The sequence below is a fragment of the Chengkuizengella sediminis genome (assembly GCF_010078385.1).
GTDB classification, from domain to species: domain Bacteria; phylum Bacillota; class Bacilli; order Paenibacillales; family KCTC-33759; genus Chengkuizengella; species Chengkuizengella sediminis.
In genome coordinates, this window is record NZ_SIJC01000016.1 from 38,575 (window position 1) to 62,207 (window position 23,633).

Consider the following 23,633-nt stretch of genomic DNA (forward strand, 5'->3'; position numbering starts at 1 on the left):
GAAAACACAAAATGCCGATTAAAAAATATAAACCGACGAGTCCAGCTCGACGTGGGATGTCAGTTTCTACATTTGAAGAGATTACAACATTAGAACCGGAAAAATCCTTACTTGCTCCTTTGAGTAAAAAAGCTGGTCGTAACAATCAAGGGAAAATTACCACTCGACATCATGGTGGTGGACATAAGAAGAAGTACCGAATCATTGACTTTAAACGTTTGAAAGACGGAATACCAGGACGCGTTGCTACAATCGAATATGATCCAAACCGTTCAGCTAATATTGCGCTTATCCATTACCTAGATGGTGAAAAACGTTACATTTTAGCACCTAAGGGATTAACAGTAGGTACTGAAATTGTGTCTGGTCCAGATGCAGATATTAAAGTTGGAAATACTCTTCCACTTGCAAATATACCTGTAGGTACAGTTATCCACAATATCGAGTTACAACCAGGTAAAGGTGGACAACTAGTTCGTGCTGCTGGAACAGAAGCACAATTGTTAGGTAAAGAAGAACAATACGTGATCATCCGTTTAACTTCAGGAGAAGTAAGAAAGATTCTTAAAACTTGCCGTGCTACTATCGGTACTGTTGGTAACGAAGATCATGAACTTGTGAACATTGGTAAAGCGGGTCGTACACGTTGGTTAGGTAAAAGACCTACTGTTCGTGGATCTGTAATGAACCCGAATGACCATCCACACGGTGGTGGTGAAGGTAAATCACCAATCGGACGTAAGTCTCCAATGTCACCATGGGGTAAACCGACATTGGGTTACAAAACTCGTAACAAAAACAAAGCTTCAGATAAATATATCGTTCGTAGACGTAAGCAGAAATAATTATTTTGCAGGAAGGGAGGATCATAAATGGGACGTAGCTTAAAAAAAGGGCCATTTGTAGATGAGTACTTATTGAAAAAAGTTGAAGAAGCTGATCAATCTAAGAAAAAAGTAGTCATTAGAACATGGTCTCGCCGCTCAACGATTTTTCCGCAATTTGTTGGTCATACATTTGGTGTGTATGATGGTCGTAAACATGTTCCGGTTTATGTGACTGAGGATATGGTTGGACATAAATTAGGTGAATTTGCTCCAACTCGTACTTTTAGAGGTCATGATGATGATAAGAAAACAGGAAAAAGATAAATAAATCTATAAAAAAATTGAACATTGTTTGAGAGGAGGTTTTACTTCCATGCAAGCAAAAGCACAAGCGAAATATATTCGTATTGCTCCTCGTAAAGTTAAGTTGGTTATTGACTTAATTCGTGGGAAGGAAGTTGGTGAAGCGATTTCTATCTTAAGACATACACCAAAAGCATCTTCACCAGTTATTGAAAAAGTCTTAAACTCAGCTATTGCAAATGCAGAGCACAATTATGAAATGGATCCAAATAGCTTGGTAGTTAGCGAAGCATATGTTAATGCAGGTCCAATCATGAAAAGATTCAGACCACGTGCAATGGGACGTGCGTCTCGTATAAATAAACGTACTAGCCACATCACATTAGTGGTTACTGAAAATAAATCATAAGGAGGGATGACGTGTGGGACAAAAGGTAAGCCCAATTGGCTTAAGAGTCGGAGTAATCAGAGACTGGGAATCCAAATGGTACGCTGATAAAGAGTATGGAGATTACCTAGTAGAAGACGTGAAAATTCGTGATTATTTAAAACAAAAATTACAAGATTCTGCAGTTTCTCATTTCGATATTGAACGTGCTGCAAATCGAGTAAACATAACAATTCACACTGCAAAACCTGGTATGGTTATTGGTAAAGGTGGATCTGAAGTAGAAAACCTTCGTAACCAAATTACAAAGTTAACGAATAAAAAAGTTCACATTAATATTACTGAAATTAAAAACCCAGATGTTGTAGCAACACTAGTTGCTGAAAATATTGCACAACAACTAGAACGTCGTGTTTCTTTCCGTCGTGCAATGAAACAAGCGATCCAAAGATCAATGCGTTCAGGCGCAAAAGGAATTAAAACAATGGTCAGCGGACGTCTTGGTGGTGCTGAAATCGCTAGAAGCGAAGGGTATAGTGAAGGAACTGTTCCTCTTCATACTCTACGTGCGGATATCGATTACGGTACTGCTGAAGCTCATACAACATATGGTCGTCTTGGTGTAAAGGTTTGGATCTATCGCGGTGAAGTATTACCACCTGCGAAGAAAAGAGCTTCTCAGGAAGGAGGCAACTAAACATGTTAATGCCTAAACGTACAAAACATCGTAAAGAGCATCGCGGTTCTCTTAAAGGACGTGCAAAAGGTGGTACTGAGGTTGCTTTCGGTGAATACGGTATTCAAGCAACAACAGCTTGTTGGATTACAAACCGTCAAATTGAAGCAGCTCGTATTGCAATGACACGTTATATGAAACGTGGTGGTAAAGTATGGATCAAAATTTTCCCTGCTAAACCGGTTACTGCTAAGCCGTTAGAAGTTCGTATGGGTAGTGGTAAAGGTAACGTTGAGAAATGGGTTGCAGTTGTTAAACCTGGTAAGGTATTATTTGAAATTGCAGGTGTGGAAGAGGAAGTTGCTCGTGAAGCATTGAGACTTGCATCTCATAAATTACCTTGCAAAACGATTTTTGTTAAACGCAAAGAAACGGGTGGTGAAGTAAATGAAAGCTAATGATTTTCGTAACTTAACCACTGCTGAGATAGAGCAAAAAATTACAGGTTTTAAAGAAGAGCTTTTTAACCTTCGTTTTCAAATGGCTACTGGTCAACTTGATAACCCTGGACAAATAAGAATCGTTCGTAAAGCAATTGCACGCGCTAAAACGGTTCTAAGAGAAAGAGAACTTGGGATTAATTAACACAGTGAAAAGACTGTATGATATATCCAGAGAGGAGGGCACTGAATGAGTGAACGTAATGATCGCAGAGTCCAAATTGGTAAAGTAGTCAGCGATAAAATGGACAAAACAGTTGTTGTTGCTGTGGAAACTTATAAAAAACACTCTCTTTATCATAAAAGACTAAAGGTTACTAAAAAATTCAAAGCGCATGATGAGAACAACGAAGCTAAAATCGGTGATACGGTTAAAATCATGGAGACTCGTCCGCTATCAAAAGATAAGCGCTGGAGATTAGTAGAGATTACTGAAAAAGCTGTAATTATATAAGCACGTATGATAGACGGAAGGAGGGACTAACATGATCCAAGCATTTACTCGCTTAAAAGGTGCTGATAACTCTGGTGCAAAAGAATTAATGTGTATTCGAGTGTTAGGTGGTACTGGACGTCGTACAGCTAACATCGGAGATATGATTGTTTGTTCAGTCAAACAAGCAACGCCAGGTGGAGTTGTCAAAAAAGGTGATGTCGTTAGAGCCGTTATAGTTCGTACTAAACGAGGATCTAGACGTAATGATGGTTCATATATTACTTTTGATGAAAATGCTGCAGTACTTATTAAAGATGATAAGAGTCCGAGAGGAACACGTATCTTTGGTCCTGTAGCACGTGAACTTCGTGATCGGAATTACATGAAGATTGTATCTCTAGCTCCAGAAGTAATTTAATGAAAATAGCTTTTAAAAGCCAGGAGGTGTAAAGAAGAGATGCCAAAGCCAAAAAAATTAGAGAGTCATAACAATAAATTACACGTAAAAAAGGAAGACACAGTGATTGTTATCGCTGGTAAAGATAAAGGTAAAAAAGGACGCATCATTCAAGCTATACCTAGACAAAACAAAGTGCTTGTTGAAGGAGTAAACTTGATAAAAAAACATGCTAGACCAAGTCAAGATAATCCACAAGGCGGGATTATAACACAAGAGGCTCCCATTCATGTTTCTAACGTGATGTTGGCAGATCCAAAGACCGGAAAACCAACTCGTATTGGTCATAAAGTATTGGATAATGGGAAAAAGGTTCGTGTGGCAAAGAAATCAGGTCAAGTGATTGACTAATCGTTTGCAGGAAGGAGGTTAAAACAATCATGGCAGCTAGATTAAAGGATCGTTATTTAAACGAAATAACACCATCTTTAATTCAAAAGTTTAACTACACTACAGTGATGCAAGTTCCTAAAATCGAGAAGATTGTTGTGAATATGGGAGTCGGTGAAGCGATCTCAAATTCAAAAATTTTAGATTCCGCTGTTGAAGATTTGCAAACTATTACAGGTCAAAAACCAGTAATTACCAAAGCAAAGAAATCAATTGCTGGATTTAAACTTCGTGAAGGAATGCCAATTGGAGTAAAAGTTACTCTACGTGGTAATCGCATGTATCACTTTTTAGATAAATTAGTAAATGTTACTTTACCTCGTGTACGTGACTTCCGTGGTGTATCTAAAAAGTCATTTGATGGTAGAGGAAACTATACTTTAGGACTAAAAGAGCAAATCATATTCCCAGAGATTGAATATGATCAAATTGATAAAGTACGCGGTATGGATATTGTAGTAGTAACTACAGCCAATACTGATGAAGAAGCTAGAGAATTACTAGCACAAGTTGGAATGCCTTTCGCAAAATAAAGGAACCACATTAAAAATCGGATTGCTTAGAAGAATCCAATATCGGAGGTGTATACAAGTGGCCAAAACTTCGATGGTCGTTAAGCAAAAACGTAAACCAAAATTTAAAGTACGTGCATATACACGTTGTGAACGTTGCGGAAGACCGCATTCCGTTTTACGTAAGTTTAAAATATGTAGAATTTGTTTTCGTGAGTTAGCATACAAAGGTCAAATCCCAGGTGTTAAAAAAGCAAGCTGGTAATAACCTATTTCGGGAAGGAGGTTACTTAATATGTCTATGTCAGATCCAATTGCTGATATGTTAACACGTATTCGTAACGCAAATACTGTTCGTCATGAAACGGTAGAAATTCCAGCATCAAAAATTAAAAAGGATATTGCTGAAATTTTAAAAAGTGAAGGTTTTATCCGAGATGCTGAGTATATAGATGATAATAAACAAGGATTGATCCGTATTTTCTTGAAATATGGAATTGAAAATGAACGTGTTATTACTGGATTGAAAAGAATCAGTAAACCAGGGTTACGCGTTTATGCTAAAAATGAACAATTACCACGTGTTCTTGGTGGTTTAGGGATTGCAATCATCTCTACTTCCAAAGGTTTAATGAGCGATAAAGGTGCTCGTCAAGCTAAATCAGGTGGAGAAGTATTATGTTACGTATGGTAAAAATGAATTCTTTTGTACGAACGGAGGTGTAAACAACATGTCTAGAATTGGAAAAAAAGTAATTGAAATTCCAAACGGAGTTACAATTAATTTAAAAGATAAATCAATTCAAGTTAAGGGACCAAAAGGTGAGCTTTCAAGAGACTTTCATAAAGATATGAATGTTATCGTAGAGGAAAAGGAAGTTCGTGTTGAACGTCCTTCTGATAATAAATTGCATCGTTCTTTACATGGAACAACTCGTAGTGTCATTTCTAACATGGTAAGTGGAGTAACTGAAGGATTTACAAAATCTTTAGATCTTGTAGGTGTTGGATACCGAGTAAACAAATCTGGGAAAAAGATTGTTCTTAACGTAGGTTATTCACATCCAGTTGAAATCGAACCAGAAACTGGTATCGAATTTGATGTTCCTTCAAACACGAAAATTATCGTAAAAGGAATTGACAAAGAGCGTGTAGGCGCAGTTGCTGCAAATATTCGTTCTGTACGTGAGCCTGAACCTTATAAAGGTAAAGGGATTAAATACGAAAATGAGCGTATTCTTCGTAAAGAAGGTAAAACAGGTAAATAATAAAATCGCATAAAGTCTTTTGTTAACATTATTCAGAAGGGAGTGTTAACGGTATGATCACTAAACCTAATAAAAACAAAATGCGTTTAAAAAGACATCTTCGTGTTCGGAAAAAAATAAATGGAACGACTTTAAAACCTCGCTTATGTGTTTTTCGTTCTTCAAAACATATTTATGCACAGGTTATTGATGACATCAATGGTGTCACATTAGTTTCAGCTTCTACTTTAGATAAAGGCATCGAAATCTCAAACGGTGGAAATGTTGAGTCTGCAAAAAAAGTAGGAGAACTAGTTGCGAAGAAAGCGAAAGAAAAAGGAATTGAAGAAGTTGTTTTTGACCGCGGCGGATATATTTATCATGGCAGAGTGAAGGCATTAGCTGATGCTGCTAGAGAAGCTGGGTTAGATTTTTAAAAAATTGATTACAAGGAGGTTTATCCTTTGCGCGTAGATCCCAATGCTTTAGAATTAAACGAAAAAGTCGTTAATATAAATCGAGTTGCTAAAGTAGTTAAAGGTGGACGTCGTTTTAGTTTCAGTGCATTAGTTGTTGTAGGAGATGGAAACGGCTGGGTAGGTGCAGGAATCGGTAAAGCTTCTGAAGTTCCAGATGCAATAAGAAAAGGAATTGACGATGCTAAGAAGAATTTAGTTAAAGTACCGATTATTGACACTAGTATTCCACATTTAGTAACAGGTCGCTTTGGTGCAGGTAAAGTATTATTAAAACCAGCATCAAAAGGTACAGGTGTTATTGCAGGCGGTCCTGTTCGTGCGGTATTAGAACTTGCAGGTGTAGGAGATATCCTAACAAAATCTTTAGGTTCTTCTAATCCCATTAACATGGTGAATGCAACACTTGAAGGTTTAGGACGTTTAAAAAGAGTTGAAGATGTTGCAAAATTACGTGGTAAAACTGTAAAAGAAATTTTAGGTTAGGAGGGGAACATTTTGGCGAATAAAATTGAAATTACCCTCAAACGTAGTTTGATTGGTCGTCCGGAGGATCAAAGAGTTACAGTTAAAACGTTGGGTTTAGGAAAATTAAACTCATCTGTAGTTCAACCAGACAATCCGGCAATAAGAGGAATGGTTAAAAAAGTTGCTCATTTAATCGAAGTTAAAGAAATATAAGCATCAACCTGAAATAACCATATGAATCAATTAAGGAGGTGCGACAATGAAACTACACGAACTATCTCCAGCTCCAGGATCACGTCATACTCGTAAGCGTGTAGGACGAGGTACTGGAAGTGGTAAAGGAAAAACTGCTGGTCGTGGACATAAAGGACAAAATTCACGTTCTGGTGGCGGAGTTCGCCCAGGATTTGAAGGTGGACAAAACCCGATCTTTAATCGTTTACCTAAACGAGGGTTCACTAACATTCACCGTAAAGAATATGCAGTAGTTAACGTGGATGAGTTGAACAAGTTTGCGGCAGGTACCGAAATTACTCCTGAAACATTAAAAGAATCCGGAATTGTTAAAAATGCAAAAAGCGGAATCAAAATTTTAGGAACTGGCGAGATTACTGTAAGTCTTTCAGTTAAAGCAAATAAGTTTTCTCAAACTGCCGTGGCTAAGATCGAAGCTGCTGGCGGCAAAACCGAGGTGATTTAATGTTTAGAACAATTTCGAATATCATGAAGGTTGAAGATTTACGTAAAAAAATTCTATTCACTTTATTAATATTAATTGTTTTTAGAGTTGGTAGTTTCATACCAGTACCGAACATTAATGTTGATGCACTAAAGAGCTTTGGTGAAGCTCAAGAAGGTATATTCGGTTTGATCAATACTTTTTCTGGTGGAGCGTTGTTTAATTTCTCTATCTTTGCAATGGGAATCATGCCTTACATTACGGCTTCCATTATCGTTCAATTGTTGACGATGGATGTTATTCCTAAATTTGTACAGTGGGCAAAAGAAGGCGAAGCTGGAAAAAGAAAATTGGCTCAGGTAACAAGATATGGAACGATCATATTAGGTTTAGTTCAAGCATATGGTTTATCTATTGGATTTAACACACAGTATAACATGGTTATTAATCCAAGCTTTATGATTTACACGATTATTGCGATTGTATTAACTGCTGGTACAGCATTTTTAATGTGGATTGGTGAGCAAATCACTGAAAAAGGGATTGGTAATGGAATTTCCATTATTATCTTTGCTGGTATCGTTGCAGGTATTCCTGATATGTCAAAACAAATATATACTTCTCTTTTTGTTGCAGAAGACGTTACTATGTTTTTAAGTGTATTGAAACTAGTTTTAATTCTAATTTCAGTTTTATTAATTGTAGTTGGCGTAATCTTTGTTCAACAAGGGGTTCGTAGAATTCCTGTTCAATATGCGAAACGTGTTGTAGGAAGAAAAATGTATGGTGGTCAATCTACTCATATTCCATTAAAGGTTAATGCTGCAGGGGTAATTCCTGTTATTTTTGCATTATCACTAATTATCTTCCCTACTACAATTGCTAGCTTTTTCGCAGGCAATGGAGTAGCAGATTGGATTTTAGCAAATTTATATTATGATCAACCACTTGGCATGTTTTTATATGTTGTACTGATTATAGGGTTTACTTACTTCTATACATTTGTACAAATAAATCCAGTGCAAATGGCAGATCAAATGAAGAAAAACGGTGGTTATATTCCAGGTATACGACCAGGGAAAACAACGGCCGCATATATTACGAAATTGATGACTAGAATCACATTATCAGGTGCTATCTTCTTAGCATTAATTTCTATTTTACCTGTAATATTTATTAAAATAGCAGGCTTACCAGCATCAGTAACGATTGGTGGAACATCATTACTTATCGTAGTAGGTGTTGGTCTTGAAACAATGAAACAAGTAGAAAGTCAGTTAATTAAACGACACTACAAAGGTTTCATTAATAAGTAAGTGTCTGTGTGGTCAGCAAATAGGAGGTTATCATAAGTGAATATTATTTTCATGGGTCCTCCTGGTGCAGGTAAAGGGACTCAAGCCGAGAGGATTGTAGAAGAATTAAACATTCCTCATATCTCTACTGGGGATGCCTTTCGCTTGGCTATGAGTCAAGGCACTTCACTAGGATTGAAAGCTAAAGAATATGTAGATCAAGGACTTTTAGTTCCTGATGAAATAACGATTGGAATTGTCACTGAACGTTTGTTGCAGGAAGATTGCAACAATGGTTTCCTCTTGGATGGTTTTCCAAGAACAATTCCACAAGCAGAAGCGTTAGACGAGTTTTTAAAAGTAAATGGAAAAACGATAAATCATGTGATTAATCTTTCTGTTAACCGCGAGTTTCTGTTAGCAAGATTAACTGGGCGTAGAATTTGTAAAAATTGTGGTTCTACCTACCATGTAATATTTAATCCACCAAAACAAGAAAATGTATGTGACAAATGTTCTGGTGAATTGTATCAACGTTCAGATGATACAGAGGAAAAGGTAGGAACGCGCCTTGATGAATATATGAGTAAAACGGCTCCATTGCTTGATTTTTATGATAAAAAAGATTTATTGAGACAGGTAGATGGAGAACAATCCATTGATGAAGTTACTGGTGATATCATTTCTTTAATGAGAGGTCAAAATAAATGATCATTTGCAAATCTGAAGCAGAATTAAATTATATGCGTGAGGCAGGTCGTATCGTAGCAGAAACTCATCGTGAAATTGCGAAAGTGATTCAGCCGGGTATTACGACATTAGAGATTGACCGAATCGCTGAAAAATTTATTGGCAATCAGAATGCATCGCCTTCCTTTAAAGGTTATAATGGCTTTCCTGCCAGTGTATGTGCTTCAGTAAATGAAGAATTGGTACATGGTTTTCCTAGTGAAAGAGTATTAAATGAAGGTGATATCATTAGCATTGATATTGGTGCTGAGTACAATGGGTATCATGGTGATTCTGCTTGGACCTATCCTGTAGGCAGCATATCAAATGAAGCACAGAGGCTGTTAGATGTCACTGAAAAATCATTATATGCAGGCTTAGAAGAAGCCAAATCAGATGTTCGTTTATATACGATCTCACATGCTATTCAAAAATGCATTGAAGATGAAGGTTTTTCTGTTGTTAGAGAATATGTCGGGCATGGCATAGGAGCCAATCTACATGAAGAACCACAGATCCCAAACTTCGGTCTACCAAACAGAGGACCTCGTTTGAAACCTGGTATGGTATTGGCTATTGAACCGATGGTTGTCGCAGGTGAGCGTTTTGTCAAAACGTTGGATGACGATTGGACAGTTGTTAGTACAGATGGAACATTATGTGCACACTTTGAGCATACAATTGCGATTACAACTGATGGTTATGAGATATTAACCAAGGTTGATATGTAGGTGATATTAGAGTGGATGAATCGAGTATACCTAGGTTGGGTCAAATAGCAAAAGTGATTCGTGGTAGAGACAGTGATAAATATGCTGTAATAATCGATGTAGTGGATGAGCGATATGTGCTTATTGCTGACGGTGATAAACGCAAATTTGATAATCCGAAAAAGAAAAACATTCTTCATCTTGAATTGCAGGATGAAATTAGTAATGAAGTAGTTAACAGTTTGAATGAGACGGGTAGAGTTACAAATGGGAAATTACGATTTTCTATTAGTCGACATTTAGAAAACATTCAAACTGATGAAGACTTGAAAGGAGAATGATTGTGGCCAAGGAAGATGTAATTGAAGTTGAAGGAACTGTGATTGAACCTTTACCGAATGCGATGTTTAGAGTTGAACTCGAAAATGGACATGAAATACTTGCTCATATATCAGGCAAACTAAGAATGAATTTTATTCGTATTTTAACAGGAGACAGAGTGGTCATACAGCTCTCCCCATATGATCTTTCAAGGGGACGTATCACTTATCGGAAATAATGAGGATTTTACGTTTGTAAATCTCTTAGGAGGGAATGAATATGAAGGTAAGACCATCGGTCAAGCCGATTTGTGAAAAATGTAAAGTCATTCGACGCAATGGAAATGTGATGGTAATCTGTCAAAATCCAAAACATAAACAAAAACAAGGATAATAGGAGGTGTTCGCTAAGTTATGGCTCGTATTGCTGGTGTAGATTTACCTCGTGATAAACGAATTGTAATTGCGCTAACTTATATATATGGTATCGGAACTACTACTGCGCAAAAAATTATTAGTGAATCAGGATTAAATGCTGATACTCGTGTTCGTGATCTAACAGAGGACGAAGTAAGTAAATTACGTGATGCTATTGATCAAATTAAGGTAGAAGGAGATCTTCGTAGAGAGATTGCTCTAAATGTTAAACGCCTTATGGAAATCGGTTGTTATCGTGGAATTCGTCATCGTCGCGGTTTACCTGTTAGAGGTCAGAAGACAAAAACGAATGCACGTACACGTAAAGGTCCTCGTAGAACAGTTGCGAATAAGAAAAAATAATAAATAAAAAGGAGGGATAAAGATGGCAAAACCTAAAACAAAAGTGGCACGTACCAAACGCCGTGATCGTAAAAATATTGAAAATGGAGTTGCACATGTCCGTTCCACTTTTAATAATACAATTGTAACGATTACAGATCCGCATGGTAATGCAGTTTCTTGGGCAAGTGCAGGTAATTTAGGTTTTAAAGGTTCTAAAAAAAGCACTCCGTTTGCTGCGCAAATGGCTGCAGAAGCTGCTGCGAAATCAGCAATGGAGCATGGAATGAAACATGTTGAAGTCATGGTGAAAGGTCCAGGCGCAGGACGTGAAGCTGCTATTCGTTCTTTACAAGCTGCTGGATTAGAAGTTAGCATGATTAAAGATGTGACTCCAATTCCACATAACGGATGTCGTCCACCAAAACGTCGTCGTGTGTAAACATGGATGAATGAGTGGTATAATTATCCTATACGAGTGAATAATAATTGTAGAGGATTGGAATACTACAAAGTTTAATGATTTATGGTGATCCATTTTTAACGACGTTTTGAAGGAGGGTTCATTTTTATGATAGAAATTGAAAAACCAAAAATTGAAACAGTATCTGTAAGTGAAGACGGAGCCTATGGAAAGTTTGTTGTAGAACCATTAGAGCGCGGGTATGGAACTACATTAGGTAATTCATTACGTCGGATTTTATTGTCCTCACTTCCAGGTGCTGCAGTATCATCAGTACAAATTGATGGAGTACTTCATGAGTTTTCAACGATCCCTGGGGTTATGGAAGATGTAACGGAAGTTATTCTTAACCTTAAGGGACTATCTTTGAAAATTCATTCAGATGAAGAAAAAATTCTTGAAATTGATGCCGATGGTGAAGGTGACATATTAGCAGGAGATATTCGTGCAGATAGTGATGTTGAAATCTTAAATCCTGATCTACACATTGCTACCTTATCGTCAGGTGCAAGATTGCACATGCGTATCTTTGCCAATAAAGGGCGCGGATATGTAACTGCGGATAATAACAAATCAGAAGGACAGCCAATTGGAGTTATTCCAACGGATTCTATTTTTACTCCGATTACTAGAGTAAACTATAAAGTTGAGAATACTCGTGTCGGTCAAGTCACAAACTATGATAAATTGACCCTCGAAGTTTGGACCGATGGCAGTATCCGTCCTGAGGAATCAGTAAGTTTAGGTGCTAAAATCATGAATGAACATTTAATGTTATTTGTGGGACTTACTGATGAAGTAAAAGAAGTAGAAATTATGGTTGAAAAAGAAGAGGACAAGAAAGAAAAAGTTCTGGAGATGACAATCGAGGAACTAGATCTATCTGTTCGTTCTTACAACTGTCTAAAACGTGCCGGAATAAATACAGTTCAAGAGTTAATTACAAAAACGGAAGAGGATATGATGAAAGTTAGAAACCTCGGACGTAAATCCTTGGAGGAAGTCCAAGAAAAATTAGCTGAACTGGCTTTAGGATTACGCACTGAAGAATAATACTAACACGATCAAACAACAAAAGGAGGGAAGAGAACATGGCATATCAAAAACTAGGACGAAACTCTAGTCAACGTAAAGCTTTATTCCGTGATTTAGTAACTGATCTTTTTATTAATGAACGTATTCAAACAACTGAAGCGAAAGCAAAGGAAGTTCGCTCAATTGCTGAAAAGATGATTACATTAGCTAAAAAGGGAGACCTTCCTGCTCGTCGTCAAGCTGCTGCGTTTGTTCGTAGAGAGCAAGCTGGCGATCAGGAAGTTCTACAAAAGCTATTTTCTGAATTAGCCACTCGTTACTCTGAGCGCCCAGGTGGATACACTCGCATTCTAAAACTTGGACCTCGCAGAGGAGATGCTGCTCCTATGGTTTATTTGGAATTAGTGGATCAGGCGTAAAAAACAGAAGTAAAAGGGTGGACAGAATTATATTCTGATGAAGCCCTTTTTTTCGTTCCTCTTAGAGGAAGTTTAAAAAGTATCACTTTGTCAGCACAGGATGTGCTGATCCTACGTTAGTCACAAGGATGTGACTGGTTTTAAGTAGGGATCACGCAGTGAATCAAAGTAGCTTAATCGACATCGAATCTTAAGAATGTAGGTCGACTAAAATCACAACACATCCTTGTGTTGAACATCGACATCAGTTCATCCATGAACTGAAAGTCCGGTGCTCATGTAGGTTTACCTACACTGTGCTCCTCCTTCTTAAAGAATCATTCAACCTTCTCGGTGCTGAAAGCGAGACTTTATAAACCTTGATTTAAAGCTGGAAGTTTTAAAAGTACCAATTTGATTATGTTTTAAAAGTATCACCGGAGGTATTATGCGGAACATTTGTATGATTGTAAGTTATGATGGAACATCTTATAGCGGGTTTCAAACACAAATTAACCAAAAAACAATACAAGATGTCATTGAAGAAAAGCTTCAAAGGATTACAGGAGAGAATATTAAAATTATTAGCTCTGGGCGTACCGATTCAGGTGTTCACGCAAGAGCTCAAGTTTTTAACTTTCAAACAAATTCGTCCATCCCATCAAAACGATGGTGTTTGGCAATCAATGATTGGTTACCTAAGGATATCATTGCCCGTGCAGCATTTGATGTGCCTCTTGACTTTCATGCAAGAAAATATGCAAAATCAAAAACGTATGTATACTCCATTAATAACCATCGGTATAAGGACGTTTTTAGACAAAAATATCAATTACATTACCCTAGAAAACTTAATGTAAAAGAGATGAAGACAGCCTTAGAAGCGATTGTAGGGGAGCATGATTTTACATCTTTTTGTTCTTTAAAATCAGATAAAACTTCACATATAAGGACAATTCATCAAGCTACTCTAGAGGAGCACAAACACTCAGATCTAGAACATAGAATTGATATTAAGATTTCGGGCAGTGGCTTTTTACGTCAGATGGTTCGAATCATTGTAGGTACATTATTAGAAATTGGGGCAGGAAAAAAGAAAAGTGAAGATATGATAATCATATTAAATGCAAAAAATCGATTAAAGGCAGGTCCTACTGCTTTACCAGATGGATTGACTTTATGGGAAGTTCAATATGATTGCATTGATAAGAAAATGTTGTAAAAAATAATATTCTTCTTGATTCTGCACTTATAATATAGTATAGTGATTATTGGTGTTCTTTAGCTGGCATCCCACGCCCCGAGTTAAAGAATGACCTCAATTATAAATTTAAATGAAATATAAATGAATAGATTTCATTGTTTAAATAGTGATTTAGTTACTGTTTTAACAATTAAAGGAGGATATACAGTGCGTACTACTTATATGGCGAAGCCAAATGAAATTGAACGTAAATGGTTCATCATTGATGCGACTGGTAAAACATTAGGACGTTTAGCGAGTGAAGCAGCAACTCTTATTCGCGGTAAACATAAACCTCAATTTACACCGCATTTAGATACAGGTGATTTTGTTATCATCATCAATGCAGAAAAAATCGTATTAACAGGTAAAAAATTAACGGACAAGAAGTATTACCGTCACTCTATGCATCCAGGTGGATTAAAAGTAACAACAGCTGGAGAAATGTTAGAGAAAAAACCTGAAAAGATGATGGAACTTGCAGTACATGGCATGTTACCTAAAAATCGTTTAGGTGAAAAAATGAAGTTAAAATTAAAGGTTTATGCTGGAAGCGAACATCCGCATGAAGCTCAACAACCTGAAGTTTATGAACTACGAGGATAATATAAAGGGAGGTTAGATTCGTGGCACAAGTACAATACTACGGAACAGGTCGACGTAAAAATTCTGTTGCACGTGTTCGTTTAGTTCCTGGTGAGGGACGTATAATCATTAATAATGAAGATATCAATCAATATTTTGGTTTAGAAACTTTAAAATTAATCGTAAAACAACCATTAAATTTAACTGAAACACTTGGTAATTATGATGTTTTAGTTAACACTCATGGTGGTGGTTATTCTGGTCAAGCTGGAGCAATTCGTCATGGAATTTCTCGTGCATTATTAAAAGTTGATCCTGAATATCGTTCTGAACTTAAAAAAGCTGGGTTCTTAACACGTGACCCACGTATGAAGGAACGTAAGAAGTATGGATTAAAAGCAGCACGTCGTGCTCCACAATTCTCAAAACGTTAATATTATTTCAAATAAAAAACCAGTGTTGTTTTTACAACACTGGTTTTTTTGCACTTTAATTTTTAATAAGAAAAGTAACAATGTAAACCGACTCTCATTTATTATACTGTCGCGTCCATGTGATCATCGATGGATCAGCACGTCCTGAACACGGTCAATCATTAGTTACTACATCCTTCTGGAAACTCCGACATCAGTTCACCCACGAATCTGGATACTTTCCCTCTGTCTTTGTCTTTGAGGCTCGCCAATCGGCGATTTTTTTTATGTTTTTTGTTTTATTGATGAATTTCAGTTTTCATACCATTAATCAATTCAGATGCATACTATATATTTCATATGTGATTTTATGGGTATATTTCCTATTTTAAATCAATTTTATTACTTAAGGAATTTTATTTATAAAAAAATATTGACATTCTATATAAAATTTTTATAATTAAAAGATAAGTTAATAATTCATATCGATTTACTTGGAATTAATAAATGGAGGTTCATTTTAATGAATTTACTGGAGAAGGAATCATTAATAGAAAAAGCAAGTATAGAATTTGAAGAAAAAACACCACATGAGTTAATAAAATATGCAGCAGAAACATTCCCAAGCATCACTTTAGCGAGTAGCTTTGGTGCTGAGGATGTTGTATTGGTTGACATGTTATACAAAACAAATCCTGAAGTAGATATTTTTTATTTAGATACGGATTTTCATTTTAAAGAAACTTACGAGACAATTGAAAAAATTAAAGAGCGTTATGAGGGAATTAAACTAGTACGAGTTCAACCAGAAATAACACCTGAAGAGCAAGTTGAACAGTATGGTGAAAAACTTTGGGAAACAAGTCCAGATAAATGCTGTGACATTAGGAAAGTTCAGCCTTTAACTAATATTTTAGGGAAGTACGATGCATGGATTACAGGGATTCGGAGAGATCAAGCTCCTACTAGAGCCAACTCTAAAAAGGTAGAGTATGATAACAAGTTTGGATTAGTTAAGTTTAATCCATTAGCAAGCTGGACAACTGAAGATGTTTGGAGTTATATTCGTGAAAATGATGTGATTTATAATCCTTTACATGATCAAAACTATCCGAGCATCGGGTGTTTGTATTGTACTCGTCAGGTTCAACCAGGTGAAGATCCAAGAGCGGGGCGTTGGTCAGATACAAGTAAAACGGAGTGCGGTTTACACAAGTAATACAAAAATAAATCTTAAGGAGAGCTGTTAAATGACGATTAATGCTCATGGAGGCGAACTAATCAATCGCTTGGTTACAGGGCAAGAAAGAGAAGACTTGTTAAAACTTGTTCCTTTATTACCCCAAATTAAAGTAAATACCTGGGCAATATCTGATATTGACCTTATCGGTGTAGGAGCATTTTCTCCTTTAACTGGATTTTTTAACGAAGACGATTACAAATCTGTTGTTGAAAACATGCGTCTAGCTAATGGTACAGTATGGAGTATACCTATCACATTAGGTGTGGATAAAGAAATTGTAGGACATTTAGAAATTGGAAAACAAGCTGCTTTGATAGGAGAGCAAGATGGTATTCCTTATGCTGTTATTCAAATAGAAAGTATTTATGATGTTGATCAATCTTTAGAAGCAGAAAAAGTGTTTAAGACAAGTGAAAATGAACATCCAGGTGTACAAAAATTATATACAAAATCGTCTACTTATGTAGGGGGAGCAATACAGGTATTAAATAGACCACAGCCAGAAAAATTTAATGAATTTTATTTTGATCCTGTTCAAACTAGAGCTCTTTTTGAACAAAAAGGTTGGAAAACTGTATGTGGATTTCAAACAAGAAACCCTGTACACCGCGCACATGAATATATTCAAAAAAGTGCAATGGAAATTGTAGACGGTTTGTTTTTAAACCCATTAGTTGGAGAAACAAAATCGGATGATATTTCCGCAGATGTACGTATGAAAAGTTATCTTGTTTTACTGGAAAACTACTACCCGCAAGATCGAGTCCATTTGGGTGTATTCCCTGCTGCAATGAGATATGCAGGACCTAGAGAGGCGATTTTCCATGCACTTGTACGAAAAAATTACGGTTGTACACATTTTATAGTGGGTAGAGATCATGCAGGTGTTGGGGATTATTATGGTACCTATGAAGCGCAGGCGATTTTTAGTCAATTTACAGGCGAAGAGATTGGAATTACCCCACTCTTTTTTGAACATAGTTTTTATTGTAAAAAATGTGGCAATATGGCTTCAAGTAAAACTTGTCCACATGACAAATCAGAACATCTTCATTTATCAGGTACAAAGGTAAGAGCGATGTTAAGAGAAGGGAATTGTCCTCCTCCAGAGTTTTCTCGACCGGAGGTTGCAAAAGTATTAATTGAGGGCATGTCAGAAAACAACTTAGTTTCTTCGAAATAACACTACTAATCAAAAAACAAAAACATGAACTAGACATAAATAACATGTTTACTTCATGTAATATTTGTCCACCCTACTCCATATAGATATATAAGTCATATGGAGTGGGGTGTTTTTTATGTTTAAGGGAAAAATAAGAGAAGTGATAAGGGACCTAAGAATATCGAAATTGTTTTTCATATTGTTATTATTAGTAATAACAATTTCAATTTTATACAAAAGTTATCCAAAGGTTCTGACATGGACTGGAAGTTCATCTTCTTTATCAGGTCAGACTATTGCAATTGACCCAGGGCATGGGGGGTTTGATGTAGGTGCCGTTAGTAAAGATGGATCATTGCTTGAAAAGACGGTAAACTTAAGTATTTCATTGTATTTAAGGGATTATTTGCAAGAAGCAGGTGCATTTGTGATCATGACAAGAGAAACAGATGCAGACTTAAAGGGAAATGCCACAAAAAATAAAAAGAGGATAGATTTTAATAACAGATTAAAATTGATTAACGAAAGTGATGCGAATTTATTAGTTAGTATTCATTTAAATAGTATTCCATCCAGTCAATGGTATGGGGCTCAAACTTTCTATCATTCAAAATCAGAAGAAAGTCAGAGATTGGCTAAATTGCTTCAAGATGAGTTTAAAACTAACTTAAATACCACACGTGAAGTATTAACGAAAGATGTATTAATTATGTTAAAAAGTACGAACATAACATCTGCATTGGTGGAAGCAGGTTTTTTATCTAATCCAGAAGAATTAGAGCTTTTAAAGAGTAAAGAATATCAGCTTAAAGTTGCGGAGTCAATATATCATGCGATTCTTCGATATTATGATGGGGATCAGGTATAGTAACATATAGAATTTATATCTTATGTTATAATAAAACACATAAATACATATTACATATGAGAAGAGTAGGGGCGTGTAGAGATGATTACAAGAGAACGTGTATTTGAATTGTTAAAGAAAGTTAAAGAACCCGAATTAAATCAAAGTTTAGTCAGCCTAAATTTAGTTCGTGATCTCATGATAAGAGAACAATCTATTAACCTTACAGTTGCACTCTCAAATAAAGAAGACGCAACAGTACAGAAAATTGAAACAGAGATAAAAGAGCTATTAAGTGTTTTAACAGAGGGACAAGTACATATACGTTTTAGAGAAATGACAGATTTTGAAAGAAAAGAAGTTCAAAATAAGTTATCTGGCAAACCAAACGAAACGCCAAAACAAGCACCTAAACCACATACACAACCAATCTCGGCTGCAGTATTGAATGAGGATGCAGATGTAGAGTTCATTGCTATTGCTAGTGGTAAGGGTGGGGTTGGAAAATCAACAGTTACAGTAAATTTAGCGGTTGCACTCGCTAGAAAAGGTAAAAAAGTAGGTATTATTGATGCAGATATATATGGATTTAGTATTCCAGATATGATGGGAATTGAGAACCGACCAGAAGTGCAAGGAAACACAGTCATTCCTGTGGAGCGTCATGGAGTAAAGGTCATTTCAATGGGATTTTTTGTAGAAGACAATGCTCCTGTTATTTGGAGAGGTCCAATGTTGGGGAAAATGTTAAAGAATTTTTTCTCAGAGGTGCAATGGGGAGACTTAGATTACATGTTGTTAGACCTCCCTCCTGGCACAGGTGATGTAGCTTTGGATGTACATCAAATGATACCGCAAAGTAAAGAAGTTATTGTGACTACACCACATGCTACGGCGTCTTTTGTTGCAGCAAGAGCTGGTTCTATGGCTATAAATACTAATCATGAGATTTTAGGTGTAGTTGAAAACATGTCTTATTATCAATGCGGAAAGTGCGGGGAAAAGGATTATGTGTATGGAAAAGGTGGAGGCGCTAAATTAGCGGAGGAATTACATACTGATTTGTTAGCCCAAATTCCTTTAGGAGCACCTGATAATCATCCGCAGGAGCCAGATTTTTCCCCATCTGTTTATAAAGAAGAAACTGATATAGGTAGAACATATTTAGAAGTAGCTGACAGTATAATTAACCGTACAAAAAGGTAACTCATACTTAAAAAAGAAGAGGGTGTTATTCCTCTTCTTTTTTCTTTTCTTCTTTTGGTTTACTTTCTTCCTCCATTGCTTTTTTTAACAAGTCCATTAATTCTACCCTGAATAATGGACTATTTAATGCATCTTGCATGATCGCCATAGTTTGTTTCCTGTATTCTTTACCTTTCATGATTTCAAATATCATATCTTTATATTCGGGGTCTTTCATAACTTCAAGTAACTGAGTCTGATATTCAGGATCCTTTAAAAGTTCTTTATGAATATCTTTGTTTTGTTCTTGTATGGTTTTAGCAAACTCTCCAGCAAACTTTGGATCTTTTTTCATCATGTCTTCAAAGTACTTAGGGAAACTAGGGTCAGTAAATAATAGTTTTACTGCTCCTTTTATCTCTTCACTTTGTTGTTTTGGTAAGTTTTGTAACATCTTTGGACCGTTTTTATTATCATCTTTTTCTAAAGCTTCCGTTATTATTTTCTTACCATCTTCAGATTGAAGTATATCCAAGACCATAGATTTAGTATCTTTATAGGCCTGTGTTCCTCCGGAAGATTCATCAGAACCACAACTAGTTGCAAGACAAATAAGAAGGATGAAAAGTAGAATTTTAATAAGTTTCACCATTTTGTTTGTTATACCTCCTTCATCTTTAATATCAAAGATAATGACATCAGGGTGTTAGCATGTTTAATATAGGTGATTTATATTATGTGAATTTCTACGTAACTTTATGATTTTTAGTTGGCATTTTTGAATTTAGGTTGGTACAATAGCTAGGATAAGATTGAAATATTCACGATTCTTATACTTGAGGTGAAATGATTGAACTTAAAAAAATACACTTATTTATTTTTTACAACTTTATTTATTGGGGCTGTCACTTCTTTATTAACCGGATTGATACTGGATCCTACTCTAGATATTAAAGTGATTTTCCTTATTTTTTTGAGTGGACTGATGTTTAGTGTATTAAGTCAAATGGGTTTTTTTGCTTATATGATGTTAAATTATATTGCAAAAGGGATGATCACTAAAAAGGGAATGTGGGAGATCATTCAGTGGATTTTGATTGTCATTACATTTTTAGATGTAATTATTTTGAGGTACAGTTTCTTTGAGGAAAATAATGCAGGAATATTGGGTTATTCTATTTTACCTGTTTTAATGTTGGTCGCAGCCTTATTTATCGCATGGTTGAAAAGTAAAGCAACTAATTTTCATGCCTTTACACCCACTGTGTTTTTTATATTTGTTGTGACAATTATTGAAGCGGTTCCTTCACTAAGAGAAAATAATGTACACTCAACATTTATTATGGTCGTACCACTTTTGTGTTGTAATATTTGGCAGATTATGAAATTACATAAGTTAGTTGGGAAGAAGCAAAATAATATTCAAAATTGAAGCATATATCTAAAATCGATTTGTCGAAAGTGGTTAGCATCATAAAAAAATAATGAGCCTAAATAGGCTCATTATTTTATATAAATTAATTTATATAAAATTGATTATGACTGATCTTTAACTTCGTTTTTATCCAATGAGGATTGATTTATTAGTTCTGATACGGTTACAAATTTATATCCCTCTTCTCTTAGTTGATCAATAATCGTTGGCAGAGCAAGGTGGGTTTGTTTGCATGAATCACTAGCATGGAGTAATACGATATCTCCAGGATGTGCTTTGGAAACAACTCGATTAATAATATGATCTACACCAGGGTTCATCCAATCTCTTGAATCAGTATCCCATTGAATTACTTTATAATTTAAATCGTTAGCAATGTTTAATACTCTTTTATCAAAGTCACCATTTGGCATGCGGATCAAATTTGGAACAGTTCCTGTATCTTCTGACAGGATTTTATGGGCCGTTTGTATTTCTTTTCGAATTTCTTCATCACTAAAAGTGCTATAATTTTTATGTTTATGTCCGTGGCTACCGATTTCAAATCCAGAATCCACGATGTCTTTTACAATTTCAGGGTGATCTCTTGTCCATGGAGAAGATAGAAAGAAAGTGGCTTTAACGTCCTTATCTTTTAGGATATCAATGATTGGATCAGGTCTACTCTCTCCCCAGCTGATATCGAAAGTGAGAGCGATTACCTTATTTTCTGTGTCTACACTATAGATGGCTGCAGGTTCTTCGTTTGAAACATTAGAAAATACAGCGATATTTTCACTCTCAGAATAAATAATACCCGCAGCAAATATTGCAGCAACAAGAATAATGAAGTACTGTTTCAATTTTTTTCCATTCAATACTAAAAAGAAGTTCATTGTATTACCCCCTAATCAATTGACAAACGTTCAAACTATTTATTAGTAGAATGTATGCTAGTACAACAAACTTATGCACTCTTTGTACAAAAAGTTAAACAACCTATAGGAGGAAGTATGATATGAATGATGAAAACAATAAAATTAATGAAGAAGAGGAATTCAATAATGTATCAACATCTAATAATGATAAGAAGTCTAATAGTGAGAAAACATCTCTTTTCTTAAAAGAAGTGATTAATTTTAAAAGTCTCTTTGTTAACTTTAGAGACATGAAGGTATATTTCTATATTTCTACTTTGTTATTTGTAATCGGTGCAGTGATTGGTTTCAAAGCGGATGTTCTAGAGCAACTATTACAGCCAGCATTACTAAAAATTGGCGAAATAGGAGAAAAAATTGAAAGTAGTGATAACTCCCAATTAGCTGGTTTTATTTATATTTTTAAAAATAATGTGCAGGCATCCTTAGTTATGGTATACAGTGGTTTCTTCTTTTCATTAATTCCAGTGGCTTCTTTGCTTATGAATGGGATGCTAATTGGATATGTCTTTAAATTAGTTCCGCAATCTGAATCAGAATTTGGTGTGTTTGAGCTTTTTTTAAGAGGGATATTACCTCATGGAATATTGAAATTCCAGTCATATTAATTGCATCTGCTTATGGAATTAAATTGGGAGTACTGATTATGAAATGGCTTATTCAGAGTGGAAATAACAATTTAAGAGCTAAAAATAAAAGTGAATTCTTAGCATTTATGAAGCTTTCAGTTACTTTGGTCATTTTTACTGTTGCAGTCCTAATGCTGGCAGCTATTATTGAATCAACGATTACCCCAATCCTATTAGGTTAGTTTATTTTTTATTTGAAAATGTTTAAAAAAGTATTCATAAAATAGGTAAAATTTGAGCATAACATTAAAACAATAGTTAACCTAAATCTTCTTAAAAAGGAAATTGGAGGTAGTTTTAGATTGTTAGGAATATTGTTAAATGACCGAGAAACTCAAGAAATTGATTATCTACTTCGTAAAGAATTAGATGAAATGTTAATGGATTTAAAAGATATGAAATTGGACAAGCAGATGAAATCTGCTATTGAAGCTAGATATAAAGTCATATTTCGCATGTATGCAAGGCTTGCATCACCTAAGCAACTTTCAAAATATGCGATAAATAGAAAGTATACAAAATAATACTTTCATAGTTCAATGATATGTTTGATTTTATATCCTTGCAATACTGTAAGGTTAATGATGATGAATTAAACTAAAAAAACATGTTGACATGCTTTTTATTCTATGATAAATTTATTTTCGCCGCTGAAAAACGGCAGGCAAGAGAATGAAGACAGAACAAAACAAATTTTAAAAAAGCACTTGACAATAAACAACCAAATGTTATATGATTATTGAGTCGCTGAAAAACAGAACAACGACACTTTTAAAAAAGAATTGCACCTTGAAAACTGAATAACGAGTGAACTTAAGGAGACCTGAAAGATATTCAGGAATCCAAACAAATAGCTCAAAAGTTTTAAACTTTTGGGAACCCGGATATAACATGTAACAAAGA

38 protein-coding genes and 1 pseudogene are annotated in these 23,633 nt (G+C 35.5%); 37 read left to right on the forward strand and 2 right to left on the reverse strand.

Annotated features, from left to right (window positions below):
• Positions 1-11 precede the first annotated feature (11 nt).
• The 34 genes from rplB (at position 12) to EPK97_RS20000 (ending at position 19,770) form a co-directional block, all read left to right on the forward strand.
• On the forward strand, positions 12-845 hold the full coding sequence (gene rplB / locus EPK97_RS19835) for a 50S ribosomal protein L2 (RefSeq protein ID WP_162038372.1): 834 nt from the start codon (positions 12-14) through the stop codon (positions 843-845).
• A 27-nt stretch (positions 846-872) separates the two neighbouring features.
• On the forward strand, positions 873-1,151 hold the full coding sequence (rpsS, locus tag EPK97_RS19840; RefSeq protein ID WP_162038373.1) for a 30S ribosomal protein S19: 279 nt from the start codon (positions 873-875) through the stop codon (positions 1,149-1,151).
• Between the two features lie 49 nt (positions 1,152-1,200).
• Positions 1,201-1,539 (forward strand): 50S ribosomal protein L22, encoded by a 339-nt coding sequence (gene rplV, locus EPK97_RS19845; RefSeq protein WP_160647166.1) that lies wholly within the window; start codon positions 1,201-1,203, stop codon positions 1,537-1,539.
• 13 nt (positions 1,540-1,552) lie between these two features.
• Positions 1,553-2,215, forward strand: a complete 663-nt coding sequence (gene rpsC, locus EPK97_RS19850; RefSeq protein ID WP_162038374.1) for a 30S ribosomal protein S3 — start codon at positions 1,553-1,555, stop codon at positions 2,213-2,215.
• A gap of 2 nt (positions 2,216-2,217) precedes the next feature.
• Positions 2,218-2,652, forward strand: a complete 435-nt coding sequence (rplP, locus tag EPK97_RS19855) for a 50S ribosomal protein L16 (RefSeq protein WP_162038375.1) — start codon at positions 2,218-2,220, stop codon at positions 2,650-2,652.
• Positions 2,642-2,839, forward strand: a complete 198-nt coding sequence (rpmC, locus tag EPK97_RS19860) for a 50S ribosomal protein L29 (protein WP_160647169.1) — start codon at positions 2,642-2,644, stop codon at positions 2,837-2,839. The genes rplP and rpmC overlap by 11 nt, the downstream gene beginning before the upstream one ends.
• A gap of 45 nt (positions 2,840-2,884) precedes the next feature.
• Positions 2,885-3,148, forward strand: coding sequence for a 30S ribosomal protein S17 (gene rpsQ / locus EPK97_RS19865; protein WP_162038376.1), 264 nt, complete (start codon positions 2,885-2,887; stop codon positions 3,146-3,148).
• 31 nt (positions 3,149-3,179) lie between these two features.
• Positions 3,180-3,548: a 50S ribosomal protein L14 gene (rplN, locus tag EPK97_RS19870; protein ID WP_162038377.1), complete on the forward strand. Its 369-nt coding sequence runs from the start codon at positions 3,180-3,182 to the stop codon at positions 3,546-3,548.
• Positions 3,549-3,587: 39 nt separating this feature from the next.
• On the forward strand, positions 3,588-3,938 hold the full coding sequence (gene rplX, locus EPK97_RS19875; protein WP_162038378.1) for a 50S ribosomal protein L24: 351 nt from the start codon (positions 3,588-3,590) through the stop codon (positions 3,936-3,938).
• A 29-nt stretch (positions 3,939-3,967) separates the two neighbouring features.
• Positions 3,968-4,510 carry a 50S ribosomal protein L5 gene (gene rplE / locus EPK97_RS19880; protein WP_162038379.1) on the forward strand — a complete coding sequence of 181 codons (543 nt, stop codon included), beginning with the start codon at positions 3,968-3,970 and terminating at the stop codon, positions 4,508-4,510.
• A 58-nt stretch (positions 4,511-4,568) separates the two neighbouring features.
• Positions 4,569-4,754 carry a type Z 30S ribosomal protein S14 gene (locus EPK97_RS19885; RefSeq protein WP_160647174.1) on the forward strand — a complete coding sequence of 62 codons (186 nt, stop codon included), beginning with the start codon at positions 4,569-4,571 and terminating at the stop codon, positions 4,752-4,754.
• Between the two features lie 30 nt (positions 4,755-4,784).
• Entirely contained in the window at positions 4,785-5,183 is a 399-nt protein-coding gene (gene rpsH, locus EPK97_RS19890) for a 30S ribosomal protein S8 (RefSeq protein ID WP_162038380.1), read from the forward strand.
• Positions 5,184-5,220: 37 nt separating this feature from the next.
• A complete protein-coding gene (gene rplF, locus EPK97_RS19895; RefSeq protein WP_162038381.1) occupies positions 5,221-5,757 on the forward strand; it encodes a 50S ribosomal protein L6 in 537 nt (178 codons plus the stop codon).
• Positions 5,758-5,810: 53 nt separating this feature from the next.
• Complete coding sequence (gene rplR / locus EPK97_RS19900; protein WP_162038382.1) at positions 5,811-6,173, forward strand: 50S ribosomal protein L18; 363 nt, start codon at positions 5,811-5,813, stop codon at positions 6,171-6,173.
• A 27-nt stretch (positions 6,174-6,200) separates the two neighbouring features.
• Positions 6,201-6,698, forward strand: a complete 498-nt coding sequence (rpsE, locus tag EPK97_RS19905; protein ID WP_162038383.1) for a 30S ribosomal protein S5 — start codon at positions 6,201-6,203, stop codon at positions 6,696-6,698.
• A 12-nt stretch (positions 6,699-6,710) separates the two neighbouring features.
• Positions 6,711-6,893: a 50S ribosomal protein L30 gene (gene rpmD / locus EPK97_RS19910; protein ID WP_162038384.1), complete on the forward strand. Its 183-nt coding sequence runs from the start codon at positions 6,711-6,713 to the stop codon at positions 6,891-6,893.
• 46 nt (positions 6,894-6,939) lie between these two features.
• Positions 6,940-7,380: a 50S ribosomal protein L15 gene (gene rplO, locus EPK97_RS19915; RefSeq protein WP_160647180.1), complete on the forward strand. Its 441-nt coding sequence runs from the start codon at positions 6,940-6,942 to the stop codon at positions 7,378-7,380.
• Positions 7,380-8,675 carry a preprotein translocase subunit SecY gene (secY, locus tag EPK97_RS19920; RefSeq protein WP_162038385.1) on the forward strand — a complete coding sequence of 432 codons (1,296 nt, stop codon included), beginning with the start codon at positions 7,380-7,382 and terminating at the stop codon, positions 8,673-8,675. The genes rplO and secY overlap by 1 nt, the downstream gene beginning before the upstream one ends.
• Positions 8,676-8,711: 36 nt before the next feature.
• On the forward strand, positions 8,712-9,365 hold the full coding sequence (locus tag EPK97_RS19925) for an adenylate kinase (protein WP_162038386.1): 654 nt from the start codon (positions 8,712-8,714) through the stop codon (positions 9,363-9,365).
• Positions 9,362-10,114 carry a type I methionyl aminopeptidase gene (map, locus tag EPK97_RS19930; protein WP_162038387.1) on the forward strand — a complete coding sequence of 251 codons (753 nt, stop codon included), beginning with the start codon at positions 9,362-9,364 and terminating at the stop codon, positions 10,112-10,114. Before EPK97_RS19925 ends, map begins: the two co-directional genes overlap by 4 nt.
• A gap of 11 nt (positions 10,115-10,125) precedes the next feature.
• The gene (locus EPK97_RS19935; protein WP_162038388.1) at positions 10,126-10,434 is read left to right on the forward strand and encodes a KOW domain-containing RNA-binding protein; all 309 of its coding nucleotides are present in this window, start codon (positions 10,126-10,128) and stop codon (positions 10,432-10,434) included.
• A gap of 2 nt (positions 10,435-10,436) precedes the next feature.
• Positions 10,437-10,652, forward strand: coding sequence for a translation initiation factor IF-1 (infA, locus tag EPK97_RS19940; protein WP_160647185.1), 216 nt, complete (start codon positions 10,437-10,439; stop codon positions 10,650-10,652).
• A gap of 41 nt (positions 10,653-10,693) precedes the next feature.
• Positions 10,694-10,807 carry a 50S ribosomal protein L36 gene (gene rpmJ, locus EPK97_RS19945; protein WP_160647186.1) on the forward strand — a complete coding sequence of 38 codons (114 nt, stop codon included), beginning with the start codon at positions 10,694-10,696 and terminating at the stop codon, positions 10,805-10,807.
• Positions 10,808-10,827: 20 nt separating this feature from the next.
• Entirely contained in the window at positions 10,828-11,193 is a 366-nt protein-coding gene (rpsM, locus tag EPK97_RS19950; protein ID WP_162038389.1) for a 30S ribosomal protein S13, read from the forward strand.
• 22 nt (positions 11,194-11,215) lie between these two features.
• Positions 11,216-11,614 carry a 30S ribosomal protein S11 gene (rpsK, locus tag EPK97_RS19955; RefSeq protein ID WP_162038390.1) on the forward strand — a complete coding sequence of 133 codons (399 nt, stop codon included), beginning with the start codon at positions 11,216-11,218 and terminating at the stop codon, positions 11,612-11,614.
• A 129-nt stretch (positions 11,615-11,743) separates the two neighbouring features.
• Positions 11,744-12,688, forward strand: a complete 945-nt coding sequence (locus EPK97_RS19960) for a DNA-directed RNA polymerase subunit alpha (protein ID WP_162038391.1) — start codon at positions 11,744-11,746, stop codon at positions 12,686-12,688.
• A gap of 38 nt (positions 12,689-12,726) precedes the next feature.
• Positions 12,727-13,089 carry a 50S ribosomal protein L17 gene (gene rplQ, locus EPK97_RS19965; RefSeq protein ID WP_162038392.1) on the forward strand — a complete coding sequence of 121 codons (363 nt, stop codon included), beginning with the start codon at positions 12,727-12,729 and terminating at the stop codon, positions 13,087-13,089.
• Positions 13,090-13,516: 427 nt separating this feature from the next.
• A complete protein-coding gene (gene truA, locus EPK97_RS19970; RefSeq protein WP_162038393.1) occupies positions 13,517-14,290 on the forward strand; it encodes a tRNA pseudouridine(38-40) synthase TruA in 774 nt (257 codons plus the stop codon).
• A 189-nt stretch (positions 14,291-14,479) separates the two neighbouring features.
• Positions 14,480-14,917, forward strand: a complete 438-nt coding sequence (gene rplM / locus EPK97_RS19975) for a 50S ribosomal protein L13 (protein WP_162038394.1) — start codon at positions 14,480-14,482, stop codon at positions 14,915-14,917.
• Positions 14,918-14,937: 20 nt separating this feature from the next.
• Positions 14,938-15,330 (forward strand): 30S ribosomal protein S9, encoded by a 393-nt coding sequence (gene rpsI, locus EPK97_RS19980; protein WP_162038395.1) that lies wholly within the window; start codon positions 14,938-14,940, stop codon positions 15,328-15,330.
• A gap of 502 nt (positions 15,331-15,832) precedes the next feature.
• Entirely contained in the window at positions 15,833-16,528 is a 696-nt protein-coding gene (locus EPK97_RS19985) for a phosphoadenylyl-sulfate reductase (protein WP_162038396.1), read from the forward strand.
• A gap of 31 nt (positions 16,529-16,559) precedes the next feature.
• Positions 16,560-17,735, forward strand: a complete 1,176-nt coding sequence (gene sat / locus EPK97_RS19990; RefSeq protein ID WP_162038397.1) for a sulfate adenylyltransferase — start codon at positions 16,560-16,562, stop codon at positions 17,733-17,735.
• 118 nt (positions 17,736-17,853) lie between these two features.
• Positions 17,854-18,585, forward strand: coding sequence for an N-acetylmuramoyl-L-alanine amidase CwlD (gene cwlD / locus EPK97_RS19995; RefSeq protein WP_162038398.1), 732 nt, complete (start codon positions 17,854-17,856; stop codon positions 18,583-18,585).
• 81 nt (positions 18,586-18,666) lie between these two features.
• A complete protein-coding gene (locus tag EPK97_RS20000; protein WP_162038399.1) occupies positions 18,667-19,770 on the forward strand; it encodes an Mrp/NBP35 family ATP-binding protein in 1,104 nt (367 codons plus the stop codon).
• A 25-nt stretch (positions 19,771-19,795) separates the two neighbouring features.
• On the opposite strand, the gene gerD is transcribed toward EPK97_RS20000, so the two are convergent.
• Positions 19,796-20,401 carry a spore germination lipoprotein GerD gene (gene gerD, locus EPK97_RS20005; protein WP_162038400.1) on the reverse strand — a complete coding sequence of 202 codons (606 nt, stop codon included), beginning with the start codon at positions 20,399-20,401 and terminating at the stop codon, positions 19,796-19,798.
• A 198-nt stretch (positions 20,402-20,599) separates the two neighbouring features.
• On the opposite strand from gerD, the gene EPK97_RS20010 reads away from it, so the two are divergent.
• On the forward strand, positions 20,600-21,181 hold the full coding sequence (locus tag EPK97_RS20010; RefSeq protein ID WP_162038401.1) for a KinB-signaling pathway activation protein: 582 nt from the start codon (positions 20,600-20,602) through the stop codon (positions 21,179-21,181).
• A 104-nt stretch (positions 21,182-21,285) separates the two neighbouring features.
• Here the strand turns inward: EPK97_RS20010 and pdaB are convergent, their stop codons facing one another.
• A complete protein-coding gene (gene pdaB / locus EPK97_RS20015; RefSeq protein ID WP_162038402.1) occupies positions 21,286-22,059 on the reverse strand; it encodes a polysaccharide deacetylase family sporulation protein PdaB in 774 nt (257 codons plus the stop codon).
• A gap of 272 nt (positions 22,060-22,331) precedes the next feature.
• Here pdaB and EPK97_RS22040 point away from each other — a divergent pair.
• Positions 22,332-22,912, forward strand: a pseudogene (locus EPK97_RS22040) (stage II sporulation protein M).
• 120 nt (positions 22,913-23,032) lie between these two features.
• Positions 23,033-23,254 (forward strand): hypothetical protein, encoded by a 222-nt coding sequence (locus tag EPK97_RS20030; RefSeq protein WP_162038404.1) that lies wholly within the window; start codon positions 23,033-23,035, stop codon positions 23,252-23,254.
• Positions 23,255-23,633: the final 379 nt, after the last annotated feature.